21 protein-coding genes and 1 tRNA gene are annotated in these 22,043 nt (G+C 69.2%); 12 read left to right on the forward strand and 10 right to left on the reverse strand.

From position 1 onward, the window contains the following. The first annotated feature begins 20 nt into the window (after positions 1–20). Positions 21–719 (forward strand): HAD family hydrolase, encoded by a 699-nt coding sequence (locus tag U2P90_RS08990; protein WP_322474654.1) that lies wholly within the window; start codon positions 21–23, stop codon positions 717–719. Here U2P90_RS08990 and U2P90_RS08995 read toward each other — a convergent pair. After that, positions 699–1,727, reverse strand: a complete 1,029-nt coding sequence (locus U2P90_RS08995) for a phosphotransferase enzyme family protein (protein WP_322474655.1) — start codon at positions 1,725–1,727, stop codon at positions 699–701. The genes U2P90_RS08990 and U2P90_RS08995 overlap by 21 nt on opposite strands. A gap of 38 nt (positions 1,728–1,765) precedes the next feature. Next, on the reverse strand, positions 1,766–4,147 hold the full coding sequence (gene ppsA / locus U2P90_RS09000) for a phosphoenolpyruvate synthase (RefSeq protein WP_322474656.1): 2,382 nt from the start codon (positions 4,145–4,147) through the stop codon (positions 1,766–1,768). Between the two features lie 162 nt (positions 4,148–4,309). Between ppsA and U2P90_RS09005 the strand changes: the two genes are divergently transcribed. After that, positions 4,310–5,119 carry a pyruvate, water dikinase regulatory protein gene (locus tag U2P90_RS09005; RefSeq protein ID WP_322474657.1) on the forward strand — a complete coding sequence of 270 codons (810 nt, stop codon included), beginning with the start codon at positions 4,310–4,312 and terminating at the stop codon, positions 5,117–5,119. 8 nt (positions 5,120–5,127) lie between these two features. Next, complete coding sequence (locus tag U2P90_RS09010) at positions 5,128–5,613, forward strand: DinB family protein (protein ID WP_322474658.1); 486 nt, start codon at positions 5,128–5,130, stop codon at positions 5,611–5,613. Positions 5,614–5,632: 19 nt separating this feature from the next. On the opposite strand, the gene U2P90_RS09015 is transcribed toward U2P90_RS09010, so the two are convergent. Beyond that, a complete protein-coding gene (locus U2P90_RS09015) occupies positions 5,633–5,959 on the reverse strand; it encodes a hypothetical protein (protein WP_322474659.1) in 327 nt (108 codons plus the stop codon). 126 nt (positions 5,960–6,085) lie between these two features. Then, complete coding sequence (gene pgi, locus U2P90_RS09020; protein WP_322474660.1) at positions 6,086–7,723, reverse strand: glucose-6-phosphate isomerase; 1,638 nt, start codon at positions 7,721–7,723, stop codon at positions 6,086–6,088. A 133-nt stretch (positions 7,724–7,856) separates the two neighbouring features. On the opposite strand from pgi, the gene U2P90_RS09025 reads away from it, so the two are divergent. Then, positions 7,857–8,054 (forward strand): hypothetical protein, encoded by a 198-nt coding sequence (locus U2P90_RS09025; RefSeq protein WP_295816226.1) that lies wholly within the window; start codon positions 7,857–7,859, stop codon positions 8,052–8,054. 103 nt (positions 8,055–8,157) lie between these two features. On the opposite strand, the gene U2P90_RS09030 is transcribed toward U2P90_RS09025, so the two are convergent. Further along, positions 8,158–8,826 (reverse strand): TetR/AcrR family transcriptional regulator, encoded by a 669-nt coding sequence (locus U2P90_RS09030; RefSeq protein WP_295816225.1) that lies wholly within the window; start codon positions 8,824–8,826, stop codon positions 8,158–8,160. A 260-nt stretch (positions 8,827–9,086) separates the two neighbouring features. Between U2P90_RS09030 and hpf the strand changes: the two genes are divergently transcribed. The 4 genes from hpf to U2P90_RS09050 all read left to right on the forward strand — a co-directional run bounded on the left by hpf (position 9,087) and on the right by U2P90_RS09050 (position 13,353). After that, positions 9,087–9,653 carry a ribosome hibernation-promoting factor, HPF/YfiA family gene (hpf, locus tag U2P90_RS09035; RefSeq protein ID WP_322471837.1) on the forward strand — a complete coding sequence of 189 codons (567 nt, stop codon included), beginning with the start codon at positions 9,087–9,089 and terminating at the stop codon, positions 9,651–9,653. Positions 9,654–9,755: 102 nt separating this feature from the next. Next, positions 9,756–10,841, forward strand: a complete 1,086-nt coding sequence (locus U2P90_RS09040; protein ID WP_322471838.1) for a butyrate kinase — start codon at positions 9,756–9,758, stop codon at positions 10,839–10,841. A gap of 1 nt (position 10,842) precedes the next feature. Further along, complete coding sequence (locus tag U2P90_RS09045) at positions 10,843–11,214, forward strand: hypothetical protein (protein ID WP_322471839.1); 372 nt, start codon at positions 10,843–10,845, stop codon at positions 11,212–11,214. A gap of 126 nt (positions 11,215–11,340) precedes the next feature. Beyond that, complete coding sequence (locus U2P90_RS09050; RefSeq protein ID WP_322471840.1) at positions 11,341–13,353, forward strand: elongation factor G; 2,013 nt, start codon at positions 11,341–11,343, stop codon at positions 13,351–13,353. A gap of 81 nt (positions 13,354–13,434) precedes the next feature. Here U2P90_RS09050 and U2P90_RS09055 read toward each other — a convergent pair whose 3' ends face one another. Genes U2P90_RS09055 through U2P90_RS09065 form a run of 3 tightly spaced genes read right to left on the reverse strand, consistent with a single transcriptional unit; the run spans position 13,435 to position 17,884 of the window. Then, a complete protein-coding gene (locus U2P90_RS09055; RefSeq protein ID WP_322471841.1) occupies positions 13,435–14,073 on the reverse strand; it encodes a hypothetical protein in 639 nt (212 codons plus the stop codon). 3 nt (positions 14,074–14,076) lie between these two features. Next, the gene (locus U2P90_RS09060; RefSeq protein WP_322471842.1) at positions 14,077–16,119 is read right to left on the reverse strand and encodes an ABC transporter ATP-binding protein; all 2,043 of its coding nucleotides are present in this window, start codon (positions 16,117–16,119) and stop codon (positions 14,077–14,079) included. Positions 16,120–16,156: 37 nt separating this feature from the next. After that, positions 16,157–17,884, reverse strand: a complete 1,728-nt coding sequence (locus U2P90_RS09065) for an ABC transporter ATP-binding protein (protein ID WP_322471843.1) — start codon at positions 17,882–17,884, stop codon at positions 16,157–16,159. A 129-nt stretch (positions 17,885–18,013) separates the two neighbouring features. Between U2P90_RS09065 and U2P90_RS09070 the strand changes: the two genes are divergently transcribed. The 4 genes from U2P90_RS09070 (at position 18,014) to U2P90_RS09085 (ending at position 21,253) form a co-directional block, all read left to right on the forward strand. After that, positions 18,014–19,027, forward strand: coding sequence for a threonine aldolase family protein (locus U2P90_RS09070; RefSeq protein WP_322471844.1), 1,014 nt, complete (start codon positions 18,014–18,016; stop codon positions 19,025–19,027). 62 nt (positions 19,028–19,089) lie between these two features. Beyond that, positions 19,090–20,109, forward strand: a complete 1,020-nt coding sequence (locus U2P90_RS09075) for a CPBP family intramembrane glutamic endopeptidase (protein WP_322471845.1) — start codon at positions 19,090–19,092, stop codon at positions 20,107–20,109. A gap of 2 nt (positions 20,110–20,111) precedes the next feature. Further along, positions 20,112–20,501, forward strand: a complete 390-nt coding sequence (locus tag U2P90_RS09080) for a YkvA family protein (RefSeq protein WP_322471846.1) — start codon at positions 20,112–20,114, stop codon at positions 20,499–20,501. Between the two features lie 11 nt (positions 20,502–20,512). Next, a complete protein-coding gene (locus U2P90_RS09085; protein WP_322471847.1) occupies positions 20,513–21,253 on the forward strand; it encodes a hypothetical protein in 741 nt (246 codons plus the stop codon). A gap of 7 nt (positions 21,254–21,260) precedes the next feature. Here the strand turns inward: U2P90_RS09085 and U2P90_RS09090 are convergent, their stop codons facing one another. Both U2P90_RS09090 and U2P90_RS09095 read right to left on the reverse strand, forming a co-directional pair. After that, positions 21,261–21,761 (reverse strand): DUF456 domain-containing protein, encoded by a 501-nt coding sequence (locus tag U2P90_RS09090; RefSeq protein ID WP_322471848.1) that lies wholly within the window; start codon positions 21,759–21,761, stop codon positions 21,261–21,263. Positions 21,762–21,866: 105 nt separating this feature from the next. Then, positions 21,867–21,943, reverse strand: a tRNA-Met gene (locus U2P90_RS09095). Positions 21,944–22,043 lie beyond the last annotated feature (100 nt).

Below are 22,043 nucleotides of genomic sequence, written 5' to 3' on the forward strand. Positions count from 1 at the left end.
CCCCGGATCTCCTGCGCTGCGTGGATGCGCCGCGCGCTGTGATTCTCGACCTCGACGACACCCTCTTCGACGACACGGCCTGCACCCGCGCGGGCCTCCTCGCCCTGACGCAGCGGTATGGCCTGTCGTGCGACGCCGACGACCTCTTCCGGCGGCACGCCGCGCACATCCACGCCATCGATCCGCTGCTGTTCCGGGGAGACCTGGATGCCCACGGAGCGCGGACGCTGCGCTTCACGCGCCTGTTGACCGATCTCGGCGTGTTCACCCCGGACGGCACGGCCGCCACCGGGATCTACCGCGAGGCGTACCGGGCCGCCTGGGCGCTGCTGGACGGCGCGACCGACGTGCTGCATACCCTGCGACGTGCGGGCGTGGTGACCGCTGTGCTGACCAACTATGTCCGCGAGGTGCAACTGGACAAGCTCGCACATTTCGGCCTGCAGACCCTGCTGGACGCCGTGCTGTGCGTGGATGACATCGGCTGCGCGAAACCCGACGCCCGCGCCTACCACGCCGCCTGCGCCGCACTCGCCGTGGCCCCCGGACAGGCGGTCATGGTCGGGGACTCGTGGGAGAAGGACGTGCAGGGGGCCCGGAACGCCGGTCTGGGAGCCGTGTGGGTGAACCGCGGCGGCATCCCCGCCCCGGATCCGGCCGTGCCGAAGGTCGCCCGGCTGGCCGACCTTCCGGCCGCGTTAGGGCTCGTTCCAGCGTGAGTGCACGGCCGAGGCGTCCGCCTCGGCCGCCAGCAGGGCCGGCAGCACGAACTCACCGATGATCCGCAGCGAGTGCGCCGCCACGTCCGGCGTGGGGCGCTCGCGGAGCAGCCAGCGCACGTCCTCGGCCAGATCCTCCAGCGGACGGCGCAGGGTGTAGAAGCGCAGCAGGTCGGCGTCCGGACTGAAGGGGCGGCCCAGGCCCCTCGCGTAGGCGTCCACGCACGCGGGCAGGTGCCGCCCGAGCATCCACAGGTCGTGTTCCGGCGGGGCGAGCCGCGCCGTCTCCCAGTCCACGATCCACAGCGCCCCGTCCGCGCCGCGCATGACGTTCCCGCCGTGCGCGTCCGTGTGGCACACGACCAGCTCCAGCGCGCGTGACCGCAGGTCGGCGGCCACGGCCGACACCACGTCCAGCACCCGCTCCAGCGTGCCCAGGTGCGGCCCGAGCAGGTCACGCAGGGCCTGCACCTCCGGCCGGGCCTCCGCCGTCCGGTGGGGGAGACTCCCGATCACGTCGCGCAGCTCGGCCTCGAACGGCAGGGCGAAGTCTTCCGGCGGCATCGGCAAGTCCGGCACCTCGCGCCGCAGCCCGTCCGACGCGCCGTGCAGGCGGCCGAGCAGCTCCGCGAGCTCCGGCAGGGCGGCCTCCCACGCCCCGCCCGTGTTCGCTCCGTCGATCCACTCATACACGAACACCCGGAACCCGCCCAGCGCCGCCACCCACCCGCCCTCCCGCGTGCGAAGCGCGGCCGGTACGCGCGGCAGCACCCCGGACGACCGCAGGGCCGAGAGGAGCGGCACCTCCGCCAGCGCCCGCGCCGTCACCCGCGCGCCGTACGGCGAGTCCGGCATGACCTTCACGAACGCGCACCCGCCCGGCCCCTGCGCCCGGAACGCGTGTGCCGTGCCGTCCGGCAGGAACGTCATGCCGTTCACGTCCAGCCCGAAGGCCGACCGCAACACGCCGACCAGCGCGGCAGGATCGAGGTCGGGGGGAGCGCTCACGGACGGAGTGTACCGGTGGCCCTGGGGCCGCGCCCCGCTCACCCCGTGACCGTCGCCCGCGCCTCCGCGCCCTCGCCGGCGAGGTGCAGCCACGTGCTCAGCACGCTGTCAGGGTTCAGGCTCACGGAGTCGATGCCCTGTTCCATGAGCCACTGCGCCAGCGCGGGGTGGTCGCTGGGGCCCTGGCCGCAGATGCCGACGTACTTGCCGGCGCGTTTGGCGGCGGCGATGGCCTGGGCCATGAGGATCAGGACGGCCTCGTTCTGCTCGTCGAACAGGTCGGCGACGAGGCCCGAGTCGCGGTCGAGGGCCAGGGTGAGCTGCGTGAGGTCGTTGCTGCCGATGGAGAAGCCGTCGAAGTGTTCGAGGAACTGGTCGGCGAGGATGGCGTTGCTGGGGATCTCGCACATCATGATGATCTTCAGGCCGTTCTCGCCCCGCTTGAGACCATTCTTCGCCAGGATGTCAATGATCTGCGCGGCCTCGCCCACCGTGCGGACGAAGGGGATCATGACCTGCACGTTGGTGAGGCCCATGTCGTCGCGTACCGAGCGGATCGCCTCGCACTCCAGGGCGAAGGCGGCGGCGAAGTCGGCGCTGCGGTAGCGGCTCGCCCCGCGGAAGCCGATCATGGGGTTCTCCTCGTTCGGTTCGTACGCGGGGCCGCCGATCAGGTGGGCGTACTCGTTGCTCTTGAAGTCGCTCAGGCGCACGATCACGGGCTTGGGCGCGAACGCCGCGGCAATGGAGCTCACGCCCTCGGCGAGCTTGTCGCGGAAGAAGTCGCGGGGGCTGGCGTACCCGGCGGTCTTCTCGTCGATCTGGGCGCGCACGTCCTCCGGCACGTCGGGGTAGTCCAGCAGCGCGCGGGGGTGGATGCCGATCACGTTCGAGCAGATGAACTCCACCCGCGCGAGGCCCACGCCCTCGTTCGGCAGCGCCGCGAAGGAGAAGGCCCGGTCGGGCGACGCGACGTTCATCATGATCTTCATGCCGACCTCGGGCATGTTCCCCAGTTCCACGCGGTTGACGCGGTACGCGAGCCGCCCGGCGTAAACGCTGCCGGTGTCGCCCTCGGCGCACGACACGGTCACGTCCTGCCCGCTGTTCAGTTCACGGGTGGCGTTCCCGGTGCCCACGACCGCCGGGATGCCGAGCTCGCGCGCGATGATCGCCGCGTGGCACGTGCGCCCGCCGCGGTTCGTGACGATCGCGCTGGCGCGCTTCATGACCGGTTCCCAGTCGGGGTCGGTCATGTCGGCGACCAGCACGTCGCCGTCCTGCACCTCGTCCATCTGCGACACGTCCCGCACGACCCGCACGGTGCCCGCCCCGATGCGGTTGCCGACCGCGCGGCCCTCCACGAGCACGTCGCCCTTCCCGGTCAGCTCGAAGCGCTCCATGACCTTGCCGGCGCGGCTCTGCACGGTCTCCGGGCGGGCCTGGAGGATGTAGATCAGGCCGTCGCGGCCATCCCTGCCCCATTCGATGTCCATGGGGCGGCCGTAGTGCTCCTCGATCGCCACGCACTGCCGCGCGAGCTCGGTCAGGTCGGCGTCGGACAGGCTGAACGCGCGGGCCTCGGCGGCGGGCACGTCCTCGGTCTGGACGCCGCCGCCCGGCGCGTAGGTCATCCGCCGCGCCTTGGTGCCCAGCGTGCGGCGCAGGACGGCCTTCTTCCCGGCCTTCAGGGCCGGCTTGTACACGAAGAACTCGTCGGGGTTGATCGCGCCCTGCACCACCAGTTCCCCCAGGCCGTACGCGGAGGTCACGAGCACCGCGTCGCGGTAGCCGCTCTCGGTGTCGAGGGTGAAGGCCACGCCGGACGCGCCCAGGTCGGTGCGCACCATGCGCTGCACGCCGGCCGACAGGGCCACGTCCGCGTGCGCGAAGTCGTGGTGCACGCGGTAGGAGATCGCGCGGTCGTTGTACAGGCTCGCGAACACCAGCCGGACGTGGTGCAGCACGGAGTCGATGCCGCGCACGTTCAGGAAGGTCTCCTGCTGCCCCGCGAAACTCGCCTCCGGCAGATCCTCGGCGGTGGCGCTGGAGCGCACGGCCACGTCGGGGTCGGGCACGCCGGCCACGGCGCTCAGGGCGGCGTAGGCGTCGCGGATGGCCGCCTCCAGCGGGGCGGGCAGCGCGGCGGCCTCGACCTGCGCGCGGATCTCGCGGCCCGCCTGCGCCAGCGCGACCACGTCGTTCACGTCGAGGGCGGCGAGCCGGGCGTTGATGCCCTCCTCGATGTGGTTCTCCTGCAGGAACAGCCGGAACGCGTCGGCGGTCGTGGCGAAGCCGCCGGGCACGCGCACGCCCGCGCCCGCCAGGCCCTGGATCATCTCGCCGATGGAGGCGTTCTTGCCGCCCACGATCTCCACGTCGGCCATCCTTAGTGTATGGAACACGCGAATCATATCCATTGCTTTTCTCCCGCTGAGTGGCGCTGATCTGGAATGGAAGGACGGGCATTCGTGTACTGAACCCGTCCAGCTTAGCCGAGGTCGTGGCCGAGGTCACTGTCCGCCCCGTCACCCACCGGGGGACGCCGTGGGGCAGCCGGCCCCGGCATGTCACCCTGGGTCATGGCCGAGCCGCGCACCGTCCTGATCGTCAGCGACCACACCGGCCTGACCGCCGAGAGCATCGCCCGGGCGCTCCTCACGCATTTTCCCCGGCAGGCCCTGAAATACCTGCGCCGGCCCTTCACGGCCGACGTGATGGCCGCGCGGAGTGTCGCCCGCGAGGTCATCGCCCTGGCGGCGCGGGGCGAGCGGCCCATCGTGTTCACCACCGTCACGGATGCGGAGGTCATGCGCGAGCTCCAGGCCGCGCCCGCCGCCGTGTTCGACCTGCTCGGCCCCGGCCTGGATGCCCTGGAACAGGAGTTCGCCATGCCCGCCGTGCGGCAGGTGGGTGGACACCACGACATGCACGATCCGCAGGATTACCTGAACCGCATGGACGCCCTGGATTTCGCCCTCGCCACCGACGATGGCCTCGGCGACCGGCAGTATGGACTGGCGGACGTGATCCTGGTCGGGGTGTCGCGGGCCGGCAAGACGCCCACCAGTCTGTTCCTGGCCCTCCAGCACGGTGTCCGTGCCAGCAACTACCCGCTCGCGGAGGACGACTTCGAGCGGAGCAGCCTGCCCATCCCACTGGAGGCCCACCGCGCCAAGCTGCACGGCCTGACCATCGACCCGCGCCGCCTGCACGCCATCCGCACCCAGCGCAGACCCGGCAGCCGCTACGCCAGCCTGGAACAGTGCGAGTTCGAGGTGCGGCGCGCCGAGACGCTGTTCCAGCGGGCCGGACTCCCGGTGCGCGATACCACGTCCGCCAGCGTCGAGGAGATCGCGGCCGGCATCCTGAACACGCTGCGCAAGGGATAGCCTGGGGAATGGAGACCGACCTGCTGGACGTGCTGCTCGGCGCGTGGGAACGCAACAACCGTATTCTCGTGAACCTGCTGCGTGTCCTGCCGCCCGGCGGGCTGGAGGCCCGTGCCCAGCCGGGCCACCCGACCGTGGCGCAGATGCTCACGCATGTCGTGTATGTGCGCGTGATCCTTGTCGAGGAGAATGCTCCGGAGGCCGCTGTCCCGGTGCCCGGGGAGGAATGGGAGGCGCAGTCCGACCCCGAGGTCATCGCCAGAGACCTGGAGGCAAGCGCCGCCGCCGTCCGGGAAGCGGTACGCGGCCGGATCGTGCAGGGCCGTATGCTGGATGACCGGTACGATCACCCCCTGCTGCTGCTCCAGCACCTGATCTGGCACGAGGGCTATCACCACGGACAGATCAAGCTGGCCCTCCAGGCTGCCGGTACGCCTCTGCCAGACGACGTGGCCGGGCCGCTGACCTGGGGCGTGTGGATGCGCCGGAGCTGAAGGACATGCGGGCAGGACGTTACCGATGCTCGAATCTGACGTCGCTCAGCGAGACAGTGAACCTGTCGTTCGACCCCAGAGAGTCGCACTGGGCATAGAACACGTCCGCCGCGTTGTTGGCATAAGCAGACATCCACGTCCGGTTGATCCTGAGCGGGGGATGGTCGACCGTGTTACCCCGACCGCTGTACCTGAACTGAATCTGGGTGATCTTCATTCCCCTGGGCTGTGCGTAGCCTTCGTCGATCTTTGCCGCGCAGGCGGCTTCAACGTCAGTGCGAAGCGGGAAATAGGGAGGTTGGTTTACGAGCACGACGACGAAGAGCAACAAGAACACCACGAACACGATTCCACCACGATCCAGGCTGTACAGAGCCCGTGCCCGACCGTGGCCGGGAGCACGGGAAGGGGATGTCGCTCGGCCGATGGGTCGTTTCACGCGACGACGGATTCTTGGATTCCTTGTTGCTGCTCAGCGCCGCGCGCGGTAGCGCCGGATCAGCGCGTTCGTGCTGGAATCGTGCTTCAGCTCCGGCTCGGATTCGGCGTGCAGTTCCGGCACGATCTTTCCGGCGAGCACCTTGCCCAGTTCCACGCCCCACTGGTCGAAGGAGTTGATGTTCCACACCGCGCCCTGCACGAAGACCTTGTGCTCATAGAGGGCGATCAGGGCGCCCAGGGTACGGGGTGTCAGTCGGTCGGCGAGGATCGTGTTGGTGGGCCGGTTGCCGTCGAAGACCCGGTGCGGGGCCAGGTCAGCCGGAACGCCCTCGGCGAGCACCTGCTCCAGCGTCTTGCCGAAGGCCAGCGCCTCGGTCTGGGCGAACACGTTCGCCATCAGCAGGTCGTGGTGCGGGGCGCCGTTCCCCAGCGGCAGGGGGTTGAGGGTCTGGCAGAAGCCGATGAAGTCGCAGGGGATCAGCTTGGTGCCCTGGTGGATCAGCTGGTAGAAGGCGTGCTGCCCGTTGGTACCCGGCTGCCCCCAGATGACCGGCCCGGTCTGGTACGTGACCGTCTGCCCGTCCAGCGTGATGTGCTTGCCGTTGCTCTCCATGTCCAGCTGTTGCAGGTACGCGGGGAAATAGGCGAGGTACTGGTCGTAGGGCAGCACGGCGTGGCTCTGCGCGTCGTGGAAATTGTTGTACCAGATGCCCAGCATCCCCAGCAGGACGGGCAGGTTCCGCTCCAGCGGCGCCGTGCGGAAGTGTTCGTCCATGTCGTGGAAGCCCGCGAGCAGCTCCCGGAACCCGTCCGGCCCCACGGCCAGCATGACGCTCAGGCCGATGGCGCTGTCCATGGAATAGCGCCCGCCCACCCAGTCCCAGAAGCCGAACATGTTGGCGGGGTCGATGCCGAATATCTGCACGGCCTCGGCATTGGTCGACACGGCCACGAAGTGCCGCGCCACGGCCGCGTCGTCCTCCAGGGCCGCGAGCAGCCACGTGCGGGCGCTCTGGGCGTTCGCCATCGTCTCCTGCGTGGTGAAGGTCTTCGAACTCACGATGACCAGCGTCTCGGCCGGATCGAGGTCGCGGGTCTTCTCGGTCAGGTCGGTGCCGTCCACGTTCGACACGAAGCGCAGGGTCAATCCCTTCTGCGCGTAGTGCCTGAGCGCCTCGTAGGCCATGACCGGCCCCAGGTCGCTGCCCCCGATGCCGATGTTCACGATGTTCTTCAGGGGCTTCCCGGTGAAGCCCAGCCACCTTCCGCTGCGTACCTGTTCCGCGAAGGCGGCCATGCGGTCGAGCACGTCATGGACGTCGGGCACGACATTGCGACCATCGACCATCACGGTGGCGTCGCGTGGAGCGCGCAGCGCGGTGTGCAGCACGGCGCGGCCCTCGGTCACGTTGATCTTCTCGCCGGCGAACATGGCCGCCCGCTTGGCTTCAACGCCCGTTTCCCGCGCCAGATCGAGCAACAGCGTCAACGTGTCATCCGTCACACGGTTCTTGCTGTAGTCCAGGTAAAGGCCGGCCCCCTCGGCGGTCAGCCGATCGCCACGCTGGGGATCGACCTGGAACAGGTGCGGAATGCTGAGATTCTGTGCGTCCTGGGCGTGGTTTTCCAGCGCTGTCCAGGCGGCGGTGTTATTCGGGAGTGCAGGCATGTCAAAACCTCCGGGCAAGTTGGAACCGGGGTGATACCCCCGACCACGGTCACGATACCCCCCCGCCCGGCCACACGCTTTTAATTGTCCACGCGGTGAGAGGGTGGTGTGAACGCGCTGAGTAGGCTGCAGCATGCAAAGGAACCGACCCCTCACCCCCTGGGAGTCGCGGGGCACCTCCGCCCCCGCACTGCCCCGCCGTCGCCCTGGTCAGTCCACCACCCAGCGCAGCGCCTACACGCCGCAGACCCTGACCTCCGCCCTGATCGCCGAGGAGCAGCGGCAGGTCTTCGCCATCCTCAACAGACTGCGTCAGGCCCGTCTGCGCTGAGCGCGGCGGACACGCCCCAAGACGACGCGGCCCGCCGTCCCAGGATCACTGGACGGCGGGCCGTCGTCCTGGTGGCGGCCGGGAGCACCACATGCGGGCGCGGTCAGTCGCGCTCGGCGTGCACCGGAACCGCTGCCGGCAGGGCTCCCGGTGCCAGGGCACCGTGCATCAGCAGCGAGAAGCGGTCCTGCCAGTCACGCTGCACCTCGCGCTGGTCACGGTGGCCGCCGTGCAGCAGGGCCAGCAGGCAGGCATCAACCAGCAGGACACTGAGCATCCCCACGTTCGCCTCGGGGCGCAGGTTGCCCCGGTGCTGCATGGCGAGCAGCACCGGCTCCACCAGCGCGCCCAGGGTCAGCGCGGTGCGCAGGGCGTCGCCCGGGGGCGCGGTGCTGGAATCCTGCGCGGTGTGGGGCGCGTGGGCCGCTCCCAGAACCGCCTGACCCACCGCGCCCACGAGATGCCGGTAGCGCACCCCCAGATCCGCCATACGCAGCGTGACCTTGTCCCACACCTGCTGCGGGTTCGCGCCCGCGTGCAGGCGTTCCAGGGCGTCGTCCCGGCTTTCGGCGACCGCCTTCTCGAAGTGGGCGAGCAGCATGTGCACCTTGCTCGGAAAGTACCGGTACAGGTTGGTGCGGCTCACGAACGCGGCGCGGGCGATGTCCTGGGCACTCGTGGCCTCCAGGCCCCCACGGGCGAACAGCTCGAACGCCACCCGCGCGATGCGGTCGCGCCGGGCCTGTTCCTGTTCAAGGCGATCCACCTTCACATGGTCAGCATACGGCCCACTGTTCGGTGCGACGTGCAGCCGTGCTGAACAGGTGTTCATGAGGGCGGGGCGGATGCCAGGGCACCGGCGCCGGAACCCGCGTCCGGAGCGGGCCTGCACTTTCCACCATACCCCCAAATCCCCCCGCCGGCTGTGACGCCCCCGCATGACAGCTCATGGGAGCTGGCCCTACAGTGAGCCACCGGCCCCGAGAAGCAGCCGCCAAGGCAGGGGCGCCGGGAAAGGGCGAGGTGAGGTCTGTGCACATCTACAAGCTGTCCGGCCGGAACGTCGAAGTCACCGATGCGATGCGCGATTACGTGGAGGACAAGCTCACGCGGCTTGACCGCTACTCTGATCAGATCACGGACGCGCGGGTCACCCTGACGGTTCGAGATGTCCGCGACGCCGCCCGGCGCAACCGCGTCGAGGTGCAGCTCAACGTGCCCCACGGGATTATCCGCGCCGAGGAACACCATGCCGACATGTACGCCGCGATCGACAAGGCCAGCGACGTGCTCGAACGCCAGCTGCGCAAGTTCAAGACCCGCTACATGAAGCACCGCCACGACGCCGTGCCCCAGCCGGAGCCCGGCCCCGCCGAGGCCGACGTGAACGCCGGGTACGACGATGTCAGCGAGTTCAAACCCGAGATCGTGCGCACCAAGCGCTTCGAGCTGCGTCCCATGAGCCCAGAGGACGCCGTCGCGCAGATGGAGGCGCTCGGACACGACTTCTACGTGTTCGTCCACATGAAGTCCGGACACTCGGCCGTCGTGTACCGCCGCAGGGACGGCCACTACGGCCTGATCGAACCCAGCGCCTGAGCACCGCGTCCGGTCGGGGGGTGGAGCTCGGCTCCACCCCCTCATGTGTGGTTCATGTGTCCCGGCCCGGTCGCCGGGCAATCTGCTAGCCTGCGCGACATTGTGATCGCGCACGTGATCAATCCTGGGACCAGCGGCGTGAAGCTCGCGTGCGCGGTCATCGACCCCAGCGCGAATGCGGCGCTGCCGGGGCAGCTGCGGGTGACCCTGACCCGTGACGAACTGGGCCTGACGGCGCCACCGACGGCCCAGGATGTCCCGGAACTGGCGCGGCGCATCGTGGAGTGCACCCGCGAATGGGCAGCGCCGGACGCGATCGTCGGTCGGGGGGGGCTGATCGGGAAGGTCAGCGCGGGGATCTACGCGGTCACCCCGGAGCTTGCGGCCTATGCCGTGGACGGCGAGCGGGCCCAGCTGCCGGGCAACCTGGGCGGCCCACTGGCGCTGGCGGTCGCGCAGGTGCACGGGGTGCCGGCGTACATCGTCGATCCGCAGAGTGTGGACGAACTGCTGCCCGAGGCCCGTGAGACCGGGCTGCGCGGCGTGCGGCGCGCGGCGCAGTTCCATGCCCTGAATGCCCGGGTCGTGGCCCGCCGCGCCGCCCACGAGATCGGCAAGCGCCTGCCGGAGTCGCGGGTGGTCGTCGCGCATCTGGGGGCCACGACCAGTGTCACGGCTTTCGAGCACGGCCGTGCCATCGACACCACGGGCACCGGCCCGGACGGCGGACCCATGGGCGCGCTCCAGAGTGGCCCCATGCCCACGCGCCGGCTCGTGGCCCTGGCCCGAGAGCACGGCGACGACCGCGTGCTCCAGATCCTGGCCGCCGAGTCCGGCTTTCTGTCGCTGGCGGGCAGCGCGAACCTGAAAGACCTGGAGGCCCGTGCCCCCAGCGATCCCGAGGTGCAGGCCGCCGCCGCTGCGTTCGTGCACCAGGTGTGCAAGGCGATCGGCGAGCAGACCGGCGCGCTGGGTGGACGGCCGGACGCCATCGCGATCACCGGGGGCATCGCCCGGTGGGACGATCTGGTCGACCGCATCGAGCGGCGGCTGGCATGGATCGCGCCGGTGCTGGTCATTCCGGGCGAGCTGGAACTCGAGGCCCTGGCCGAGGGGGCCGGGCGGGTGCTCCTGGGACTGGAGGGCGCGATCGAGTGGACGGCCCCCCCGCGGAACGCCGGAACCTGATATGGCCCGTCGCCCGCCGCGATCCGCTCCGGTGCCCATCCGGGCCACGTCCATGTGGCGCGTCGATCAAGTGTTCCTGGCGCGGCGCGGCGTGCGGGTCGAGGTGACGTGTTCGCTGGTGAACGACCACGGCGGGTTGCGGAACCTCTCGATCACGGCCCCCACCGACGATCCCGCGCAGGCCGTGCGGCACGCGGCCCGCTTCATTGCCGGGAAGGGGAACGTGAGCAGTGCGCGGCAGGCGCGGGTGCGCTGGACCCGCGAGCAGGCGACCACCGAGCAGGACGCCCTGATCCGTGACCGTGCCCTGGAAGACGATTTCCTCGACGAGTTCGAGGAAACCCTGGCGGCCGTGCGCGACCAGCAGCGCTGAACGCCAGATGAACGGTGTGGCCCGGCGGCACGCGGCCGTGGGTGTACACTCGCCTCCATACACCTGAGCGCATGCCGGCGTCCGTCCGCCAGCCCTGTCCATTGCCCCAAAGGATCGGTGGTTCACGTGCCCGTCCGTATTGTCAGTGTCGCCGCGCACAGCGGTGCCGGGAAAACCACGCTTACTGAAGCCCTGCTGCACCGCAGCGGGGCCATTCCACGTCTGGGCCGGGTCGAGGACGGCACGACCACCAGCGACCACACCGATGCCGAGAAGGCCCACGGCTTCTCAATCACGACCGGTGTGGTGCGCCTGGTGCACGCCGGCACCGAGATCACCGTGCTGGACACGCCCGGCTACGCCGACTTCGTGCGCGAGATCCGTGGGGCGGTGCGGGCCGCCGACGCCGCGCTGATGGTCGTGAGTGCTGTCAGCGGGGTCGAGGTGGGCACCGAGCGCGTGTGGGCCACCGCAGACCGCTTCGGCATGCCCCGGCTGGTCGCCATCAACAAGATGGATCGGGAGCGGGCCGACTTCTTCACGGTGCTGGCCGACATCCGGGCCAGCCTGAAGGGATCTTCGGCCGCGCTGTACGTCCCGGTGGGGGAGGGCGCGGACTTCACGGACGTGGTGGACGTCCTGACCGGCGTGACCGCCAGCGGGCAGCCGGCCCCGGACGCCATGCGCACCGTGCTGCGCGAGGCGCGGGACACCCTGGTCGATGCCATTGTCGAGACGGACGACGACCTCATGAACCGCTATCTGGAGGGCGAGGAGATCTCCGGGGACGAACTGCGGGCCGCCCTGATCCGTGCGGTGCACGCGGGTACGCTGTATCCGGTGCTGCCGGTGAGTGCCGCCACCGGCGTGGGCCTGGACGCCCTGCTGGCCCTGCTGGTCGATGGCCTGCGGTCGGCGCGGGAACGCGGCCCCGTGACCGGCGTGGACGGCCAGACCCGCGAGCCCCGCCCGGACGCTCCCTTCAGCGCCCGCGTGTGGCGCATGAGCATCGACCCCTTTGTCGGCAAGATCGCGTACGTCCGCGTGTGGAGCGGCACCCTCCGGGCCGGTGACATCATCCGCAACACCACGCGCGGCAGCGACCTGAAACCCGCCCACCTGTACGTCATGAACGGCCGCGACCTGACCGAGGTGCCGGAACTGAGCGCCGGCATGATCGGCGTGCTGACCAAGCTCGGCGACCTGCACACCGGCGATACTCTGGCCGACACCGCGCAGCCCATCGAGTACGACCCGCTGTGGCTGCCCGACCCGGCCCACACCGTCGCGCTGCATCCCGTCACGCGTCAGGACGAGGACAAGATCGGCGCGGCCATCGCCCGGCTGATCGAGGAAGACCCCACCCTCCAGTTCTCGCGTGAGCCGCAGACCGGCGAGCAGCTGCTCTCGGGCATGGGCGACATGCACACGACCATCGCCATCGAGAAACTGGCCGCCCTGGGCGTCAATGTCACCAGCACCGCGCCGCTGGTGCCCTACCGCGAGACCATCCACGCCAGCAGCGAGGCGCAGGGCAAGCACAAGAAACAGAGCGGCGGGCACGGCCAGTACGGCGACTGCAGGGTCAGGATCGAGCCGGGCCAGGGCTACAGCTTCCGCTCGGCCGTGGTCGGCGGCGCAATTCCCGGCAAGTACATCCCCAGCATCGAGAAGGGCGTGCAGGACGCCATGCAGCGCGGCACGCTGGCCGGCTTCCCGTTGCAGGACATCCATGTCACCGTGCTGGACGGCAGCTACCACGACGTGGACAGCAGCGACATCGCCTTCCGCACCGCCGGCAGCCTGGCCCTGAAAAACGCGCTGGAGGGAGCGCGGCCCGGCCTGCTGGAACCCGTGATGCTCCTGAAAGTCCGCGCCCCCGCGCAGTTCACCGGCGACCTGATCGGCGACCTCCAGACCCGCCGTGCCCGCGTGCAGGGCATGGAGCCCGAGGGCACCGTCATTACGGTCACGGCGGTCGTGCCGCAGGCGGAACTCCAGAGCTATTCCGCTGACCTGCGCTCCCTGACCGGCGACCGGGGCGCGTTCTCGGTCAAGCCGCATGGATATCAGGACGTGCCCGAGCACATCGCCAAGAAGGTCATCGAGGAACGGAAGGTGGCGCTGGCAAACGCTTGAGCTTATAGATCGAGGAGGAGTTGGCGAGCTTTTGGCTCCAGCAGGTCAATATTGATGACCCTGGGCTCTCCTCTTAATCCGTCATATCAGCAAGTTGATTTTCAATCGATTATTTTCTGGTAAGTACAGAACACTCTCCCGCCCCGCGCGAAAAGCAAACACCGACTGCGGCGGAAGTGATAATGCCTGTGTTATATATCGCCCAACCGTGTCGACAAATTCAAGAATATTTGTAGTAAAATAGTCGTCATTGGATAATCCATCCAAAGTTTCTGGCGAGTTCCAAACTTCCGCCGAAACTACTTTCCAGCCTGAGCTGTATTCAGAACCCGGATGTGCCCTTAGAAAGACCATAGTTGCTCCCAGTTCTAAGCCATTTTGTACCGCTATCCCTTGATTATATCGAAACGCTGTGATTTCAACGTTGGCGGACTTGTGGAACTCTCTCCTCCCAATGTAATCTCTTATTGTTGAAGTTATATCTTCCCTCCATGTAAGATTCTCCCTACTCGGTTCTTGGATAAAAATATTCCTTCCTGCGCTTATGAAGCGTACTGGAATCCAGTCAAGAATAAAGTCTTTTGAAAATATGGAATCCAGTATAAATTCATCGATTAGCACACTTAATACCGGAATCACATAGACAAGATAAGCATCCTCTATTTCAAATATAAGTACTCTTTCCCCATAAGCGATTCTTTGACCTTGTGGTTTATTCATAGATTAGTTACCCACAACTGGCACCTGCTCTGCCCCCGGCTTCGGTGCCCCCATTTCCCCCGACCCGCTGAACTGCGACTCGTACAGGCCGGCATACAGGCCCCGCCGCGCCAGCAGCTCCTCGTGCGTGCCCTGCTCGACGATCTGGCCAGTCTGCATCACCAGAATCAGGTCGGCCCCCTTGATGGTGCTCAGGCGGTGCGCGATCACGAAACTGGTGCGGTCGCTTCTCAGCGCGGCCATGGCGTGCTGCACGAGCAGTTCGGTGCGGGTGTCCACGCTGGAGGTCGCCTCGTCGAGGATCAGCAGGTCGGGGTTGGCCAGGAAGGCGCGGGCAATCGTGATGAGCTGCTTCTCGCCGGCGCTGATGTTGCCGGCCTCGTCGTCGAGCACCGTGTCGTAGCCGCCCGGCAGCGAGTGGACGAAGCGGTCGACGTAGGTGGCCTGCGCGGCGGCGAGGATCTCGGCCTCGCTGGCGGTGGGCCGGCCGTAGGCGATGTTGTCGCGGATGGTGCCGGCGAACAGCCACGTGTCCTGCAAGACCATGCCGATGCGTGAGCGCAGTTCGTGGCGGGGCAGCTGCGTGATGTCCACGCCGCCCAGGGTGATGCGCCCGCCGCTGAGTTCATAGAAGCGCAGGATCAGGTTGACCAGGGTGGTCTTGCCCGCGCCGGTCGGCCCGACGATGGCGACGGTCTGGCCGGGCTGCACGGTCAGGTTCAGGTGCTGGATCAGGGGCCGGGCCGGGTCGTAGGAGAAGCTGACGTCCTCGAAGCGGATCTCGCCGCGCTGGTCGGCTGTGGTGTCACGCGCCAGTGGGGCGGCGGCATCGGGCACCTGTTCGGGCGCGTCGAGCACCTGGAAGACCCGCTCGGCGCTGGCCACGCCGGACTGCAACAGGTTCGCCATGGACGCGACCTGTGTGAGCGGCTGCGTGAACTGCCGCGAGTACTGGATGAAGGCCTGGACGTCCCCCACGGACAGCTGCCCGGACGCGACCCGCAGGCCGCCGACCACGGCGATGGCGACGTAGTTCAGGTTCCCGAGGAACATCATGGCGGGCATGATCGTGCCGCTGATGAACTGGGCCCCGTAGGCCGCTCGGTACAGCTCGTCGTTCTTGACCCGGAAGGCCTCGTCGGCCTCGCGCTGGCGGCCGTAGAGCTTCACGAGGCCGTGGCCGGTGAAGGTCTCCTCGATCAGGCCGTTCAGTTCCCCGGTGTGCTTCCACTGCCGCACGAACAGCCCCTGCGAGCGCTTTGCGACCGCGCCGGTCAGCGCCATCGACAGCGGGATGGTGACCAGCGCGATCAGGGTGAGCAGCCACGACAGGCTGAACATCATGCCGATCACGGCGATCACGGTCAGCAGCGACACGAGCAGCTGCCCCAGTGTCTGTTGCAGACTGGTGCCGACGTTGTCCACGTCGTTCGTCACGCGGCTCAGGAGTTCCCCGCGCGGCTGGCCGTCCACGTAGGGCAGCGGCAGGCGGTTCAGTTTCGCGGCCACGTCCGTCCTCAGGCGGGACACGGTGCTCTGGATGACCCCCGCGAGCAGGTAGCCGGACAGCCATTGCAGCGCCGCCGACACGAGATACAGGCCCAGCGCGAGCAGCAGCACGCGGCCCAGGGCGGTCATGTCGATGCCCACGCCGGGCGTCAGGGTCATGGAGCCGAGCACATCGGCCACGCGGCCCTGACCGCTGTCGCGCAGGCTCTGGAGGGCGGCCTCCTTGGTCGTCCCGGCTGGCAGGCGGGCGCTGATGAACCCCGAGAAGATCAGGTCAGTCGCGCGGCCCAGGAGGCGTGGCCCCACCGCTCCCAGGATCACGCTCGCCACCGAAAGCAGCACGATCACGGCCACCTGGGTGCGGTACGGCGCGAGCCGGTTCAGCAGCCGCCGGGCCGACGGCCCGAAGGTCGACGCCTTCTCGCCGGGGACGCCCATCTGCATGTGGGGCGGCCCCCCCCGGCGCACACCGGCCGGGCCGCGCCGCTCCTCGGCCGCGCGTTCCTCGTCGCTGCGTATACCCTCGCCGCGTGTCATACAGCCTCCGAGGTCGTCCGGCGGAGCTGCTTGCCTCTCATGCCGCCACCTCGTCCTGCGCGGCCTGCTGGGACTGCGCGATCTCCTGATACGTGGGGCAGGTGCGCAGCAGCTCGTCGTGCGTGCCCTGACCGACGATCCGGCCGTCGTCCAGCACGATGATCTGGTCGAAGTCCACGATGGTCGAGACGCGCTGCGCGACCACGATCACGGTCGCGTCCTGCGTGACGGGGCGCAGGGCACGGCGCAGCCGGGCGTCGGTGGCGAGATCCAGGGCACTGAAGGCGTCGTCGAAGAGGTACACGTCTGGGCGGCGCACGACCGCGCGGGCAATGGCGAGGCGCTGGCGCTGCCCGCCGGACACGTTCGAGCCGCCTTGCGTGATCCTCGCGTCCAGGCCGCCGTCCATGGCGGCCACGAAGTCGTCGGCCTGAGCGATCCGCAGCGCGTCCCACAGCTCGTCGTCGGTCGCGTCCGGTCTGCCGTAGCGGAGGTTGCTGGCGACCGTGCCGGTGAACAGGAACGGCCGCTGCGGCACGAAGCCCACGTGGGCCCACAGGCTGTCCAGGGCCAGGTCGCGGATGTCCACGTCGCCCAGACGGACACTGCCGCCGGTCGTGTCGAACAGGCGGGGAATCAGGTTCAGCAGCGTGGTCTTGCCGGCCCCGGTGCTGCCGATGATCGCGGTCGTCTGTCCTGGCCGGGCCGTGAACGAGACGTGCTCCAGCACGGGAAACTGCGCCCCCGGATACTGGAAGGACACGTCCCGCAGCTCGATCTGCGCCGCGTGGGCCGGGAGCGTGACCGGATGCTCGGGCGGGGCCACGGAGGAGTCTGTGTCGAGCACGGCGCTGATCCGCTCGGCCGACACGGACGCGCGGGGAATCATCATGGACATGAAGGTCGCCATCATGACGGCCATCAGGATCTGCATCAGGTAGGCCATGAAGGCCGTCAGGGCACCGACCTGCATCTCGCCGCTCTGCACGCGGCCCGCGCCGAACCACAGCACCGCGACCGTCGAGACGTTCAGCACGATGGTCACGATGGGGAAGACCAGGGCCTGCAACCGGCCGACCGTCAGGGCCGCGTCCGTCAGGGTGGCGTTCGCATGCCCGAAGCGGGCGGTCTCGACGTCCTCGCGCACGAAGGCCCGCACCACGCGGATGCCGGTGATCTGCTCGCGCAGCACACGGTTCACGCTGTCGATGGCGGTCTGCACGATGCGGAACTGCGGCAGCATCTGCCGGATCACCAACCCCACGGCCACGACCAGCACCGGCACCGCCACCGTGATCAGCCATGACAGGGCCACGTCCTGGCGCAGTGCCATGATGATCCCGCCGATCATGGAGATCGGGGCGCTGACCATCATGGCCAGGGCCATGAACAGCAGCGTCTGCACCTGGGTCACGTCGTTCGTCGTGCGCGAGATCAGGGTGGGGGCCCCGAACTGCGCCACCTCGCGCGACGAGAAGGTGCCGACCCGGTGAAAGACGGCGGCCCGCAGGTCACGGCCCAGGCCCATCGAGATGCGGGCGCTGAACGACACCGCCCACACCGTCGCCGCGATCTGGAGGACGCTGAACAGCAGCATCCACCCGCCGGTGCGGACGATGAAGGCCGTGTCGCCCACGGCCACGCCCCGGTCGATGATGTCGGCGTTCAGGGTGGGCAGGTACAGCGCCGCGAGCGTCACGACGAGTTGCAGGGCCAGCACGGCCAGGATGGCCCCCCGGTACGGCCGGGCGTACGTTCGGATCACGCGGATCAGCATCGGGACTCCCCTCGGGCGGTGCTGAACCCACGGCGCGCCGCCTCACCCCGGCATTGTGCACCGCTCCTGGGCGCATGGCCTCCGCCAGATGGCCAGGGTGGGCGTAGCATGCCCCCCATGCCCTCCACCGTGATCGCCGACCTGCGCTCCGACACCGTCACCACGCCGACCCCCGCCATGCGCGAGGCCATGGCCCACGCCGAGGTGGGCGACGACGTCTACGGCGAGGATCCCACCGTGAACGCCCTCCAGGCCGAGGTCGCCCGCCTGACCGGGCACGAGGCGGGGCTGTTCATGCCGTCCGGCTCCATGACCAATCAGGTCGGCATCGCCGTGCATACCCGCCGGGGCGAGGAGGTCATCTGCGCTGAGGGCAGCCACATCTACGAGTGGGAGCTGGGCATGATGGCGGCCTTCAGCGGCGTGGTGCCGCGCTTCGTGCCGGCCCCGCTGGGTGTGCCCTCCCCCCAGGACGTGCGGGCGGCCGTGCGCCACAGCGTCCACCAGTCGCCGACCGGGCTGATCAGCCTGGAGAACACCCACAACAAGGCGGGCGGTACCGTGATCCCGCTGGACGTGCTGACGCAGATTCGCGCTGTGGCCGACGACGAGGGCCTGCCGCTGCATCTGGACGGGGCGCGGGTGTTCAATGCTGCCGCCGCGCTGGGCGTGCCCCTCTCGGAGATCACCAGGCACTTCCATACCGTCAGCGTGTGCCTGAGCAAGGGCCTGGGCGCGCCGGTCGGGAGCGTGCTGGTGGGCAGCGCCGAGCAGATGAAGCAGGCGCACCGCTACCGCAAGATGCTGGGCGGGGGCATGCGGCAGGCGGGCATCCTGGCGGCGGCCGGTCTGGTCGCGCTGCGCGACGGCCCCGCGTGGCTGGCCGAGGACCACCGCCGGGCCCGCACGCTGGCGGGGGCGCTGGTGAATGCCGGGTACGACGTGAATCTGGCGGCCGTGCAGACGAACATCATCTACGCCACCATTCCCGACGCCGCCGCCCGCAGCGCCGCGTGGGCCGCGCAGGGCGTGCTCGCCAACGCCCTGGGGCCGGACTCGGTGCGCTTCGTGCTGCACCACCAGATCGGGGACGACGCGCTGGATGGCGCGATCCGGGTGCTGACGGCGTAGAACGTTCCGAATCCGCCCTTGGACGGAGGACGCCGCGCCGCCGGGTCAGGTAGGCTCTCGGTATGACCTGGCCGGATGCTCCATCACCCGCTCCATCTGCCCACGCCGACGGGGCCACGCCGCCGCTGCCGGGCACACCGGGCATCCGTGCCTTGGACGGCAACCGCGCCGCCCTGACCCTGCTGATCGTGCAGAACGTCGTGGCGGCCCTGGGCGTGGGACTGGACATCCCCAGCGGCGGGCGCACCATCCATATCGGCCTGAACCTGTCCCTGGGCACTGCCCTGCTGCTGTCCTTCGCGGTTCTGGTGCTCGTGGCGTTCACGGTCTTCCGGCCGGCCATGCGTGCGCTCATGCAGGACACGCGCTGGCGCACGCCGCCGTCATGGGGGCTGGCGCTGGCGGCCTTCGTGCTGGCTTTCCTGGTGTCGCGGGCCTTCGCGCTGGCCTACGTGAGCTTCTTCCCGGATTCGATCAGCGCCGTGCCGCAGTTCCTGACCTCGGGGGCGGCCCTGATTCCCATGCTCCTCGCCGCCGGTCTGCTGGTGCCCCTGGCCGAGGAGGTCGCGTTTCGGGGCCTGATGATGCGCGGCCAGGAACGCGCCGCCGGGTTCACGGTCGCGGCCCTGGCGACGACTGCCGCGTTCGCCGTGGCGCACGGCGTGCCGGCCAGCGTGGCGGGCATCCTGCCGCTGGCGTATGTGCTGGCGCGGCTGGTGCAGCACACGGGCAGCATCTGGAACGCCGTGATCGTCCACGCCCTGAACAACACGCTGTCGGTCGGGCTGGGCTCCTTCCTGGCTGGCAAGAATCTGGGTGACGCGGCCCAGGCGGGGGCCGTGCTGGGCAGTTCGTCGCTGAAACTGCCGCTGGCCTTCGGGGCGCTGCTGTTCGGGGTCGTCGTGCTGGTCGTGCTGCACCTGTGGCTCACGCCCCGTCCGGATGGGCACGAACGCGCTGCCCCCGGCCCGTGGCTGAGCGGAGCGTATGTCGTGATCGTCGTGTTCGGGCTGGGGGCCATGCTGGCGACCATTCCGGCAGTCACGGGCCTGTACACCTCGCTGCGGGGCGCGGTGCCCTGAACGTGCTGGCGCGGCTGCAGGCACTGGCCCGAACCCTGAAGGCCGATCTGCACGCGCTGTCCATCGCGGCCCGCGATCCGCGCACGCCCTGGGTGGCCCGCGCCGTCGCCGTGCTGGTGCTGGCTTACGCCCTGAGCCCCATCGACCTGATTCCGGACTTTATTCCGGTGCTCGGGTATCTGGATGACCTGCTGCTCGTTCCGGCCGGGCTGTGGCTGGTCCGCCGCCTGATCCCGCCGGCCGTCCTGGCCGACGCCCGTGCCCACGCCGCCGCGCACCCCGCCCGGCTGCCGCGCAGCGCCCTGGGGCTGGCCCTGATGCTGCTCGTGTACGCCGCGCTGCTGGCCGGGCTGGGCTGGTGGGTCGTGCGCCGTGCCCACGCGGGCGGGTAGGATGACGCGGCATGGCCCGCCCCCGCACCCGCCAACGGCCCCCCGATCCTCTGCCCCAGGTCGATGAGCCGCCGGCCCCGTGGCCGACCGAACTGCTGACCGGGCCGCGTCTCTTTGCCCGTGCCCTGGCCCCGACCACGCCGGTGCTGTGGCGCTACCTGGGCGTGGTGGTGCTCAGCTCCGTGCTGTCCGGCGTGGCCTACGCGCTGGTGGTGCGCCACGCCACGACGTGGGCGGCCACGACGGCCGGGACACCGGTGCCGTCGATCCTGAACGCTCTGATCGACGTGCTGGGCGGCACCTTCCTGGGCGTGCTGACCGCCGTGCTCATGTGGGGCCTGGGCACGCTGGGGGCCGGCCGCGCCGCCCGACCGGCCGAGGTCTACGGCGCGAGTTTCGCGCTGCTGCCGCCACTGTGGCTGCTGGTGATCGTGTGGACACTCCTGACCCCGGCCGCCGCGTGGATTCCGGGTGCAGCGGCCACCCAGGCGGCAGGCACCGCGCTTCCGGAGCTTCAGGTCGCGGGGCTGCGGGCGGCGGCGGGCACCCAGGCCGGTCAGCTCCTGCTGCTGGTCACGCTGCTGGGCACCGCCGCGCAGTGTGCCCTGGCCGTGCCGGCGCTCGCCACCCTGAACGGAAAGCCGGGGCGGGCTGTCCTGGGTGGCCTGCTGCCGCTCGTGCCCGCCCTGCTCGTGCAGTTCGTGGGGATTGCCCCGCTGGCGATCGCCGCGCTGAACCGTCCCGGCGGTTAGTCCAACGTCACTTCAGCACGCTGTTGGCCGGATCCCACAGCCGCCACAGTTCGTATGCGCCGACCATGGTGTGCAGCACGAGCTTGGCTGCAATCCCCGCCAGCAGGCCGATCAGGGTGCCCCAGGCCGAGCGCAGGGCCTCCTGCACGGGTTTGCCGACCACCAGCAGTTCGGCCACGAAGGCCCCGGCCAGCGGCCCCACGATCAGGCCCAGCGGGATGAAGATGCCCAGGATGCCGCCGATCAGGGCCCCCCACATGGCCTGTCTGCTCCCGCCATAGCGCCGCGCGCCCCACGCCGACGCCACGTTGTCCACGCTCATGATCAGCAGGGTGATCACCGCGAAGGTCAGCAGGAAGGGCACGTCGGGCCACGGCTGGAAGCCGTCGAGCAGGGTGGCGACCACCGTGCCCAGGAAGATGATCAGGGTGGCGGGCATGGCAGGCACGAAGGTGCCGATCATGCCGACAATCCACGCGACGAGGAAGATCAGGAAGGCTAGGGTCATCTCGGGTCAAGGGTACGCGGGCCGCGTCACGGGGGTTCCGCACGGGGCGGCAAAGGGCATGATCAGGGGCGGGCATGAAAAAGCCCCACCTTGCGGTGGGGATCGTGGTTGCAGGGACAGGATTTGAACCTGCGACCTCCGGGTTATGAGCCCGACGAGCTACCAGACTGCTCTACCCTGCGATACGGCACTTCACTTACATTCTGCGTCCCAGAGGGGCTTTCCTCTGAAGCGCTCAGGAATAGTACCCCCATCGTGGAGAACTGTCAACTGTGCATCAGG

Origin of the sequence: Deinococcus sp. AB2017081 (genome assembly GCF_034440735.1) — a bacterium.
GTDB lineage: Bacteria > Deinococcota > Deinococci > Deinococcales > Deinococcaceae > Deinococcus > Deinococcus rufus.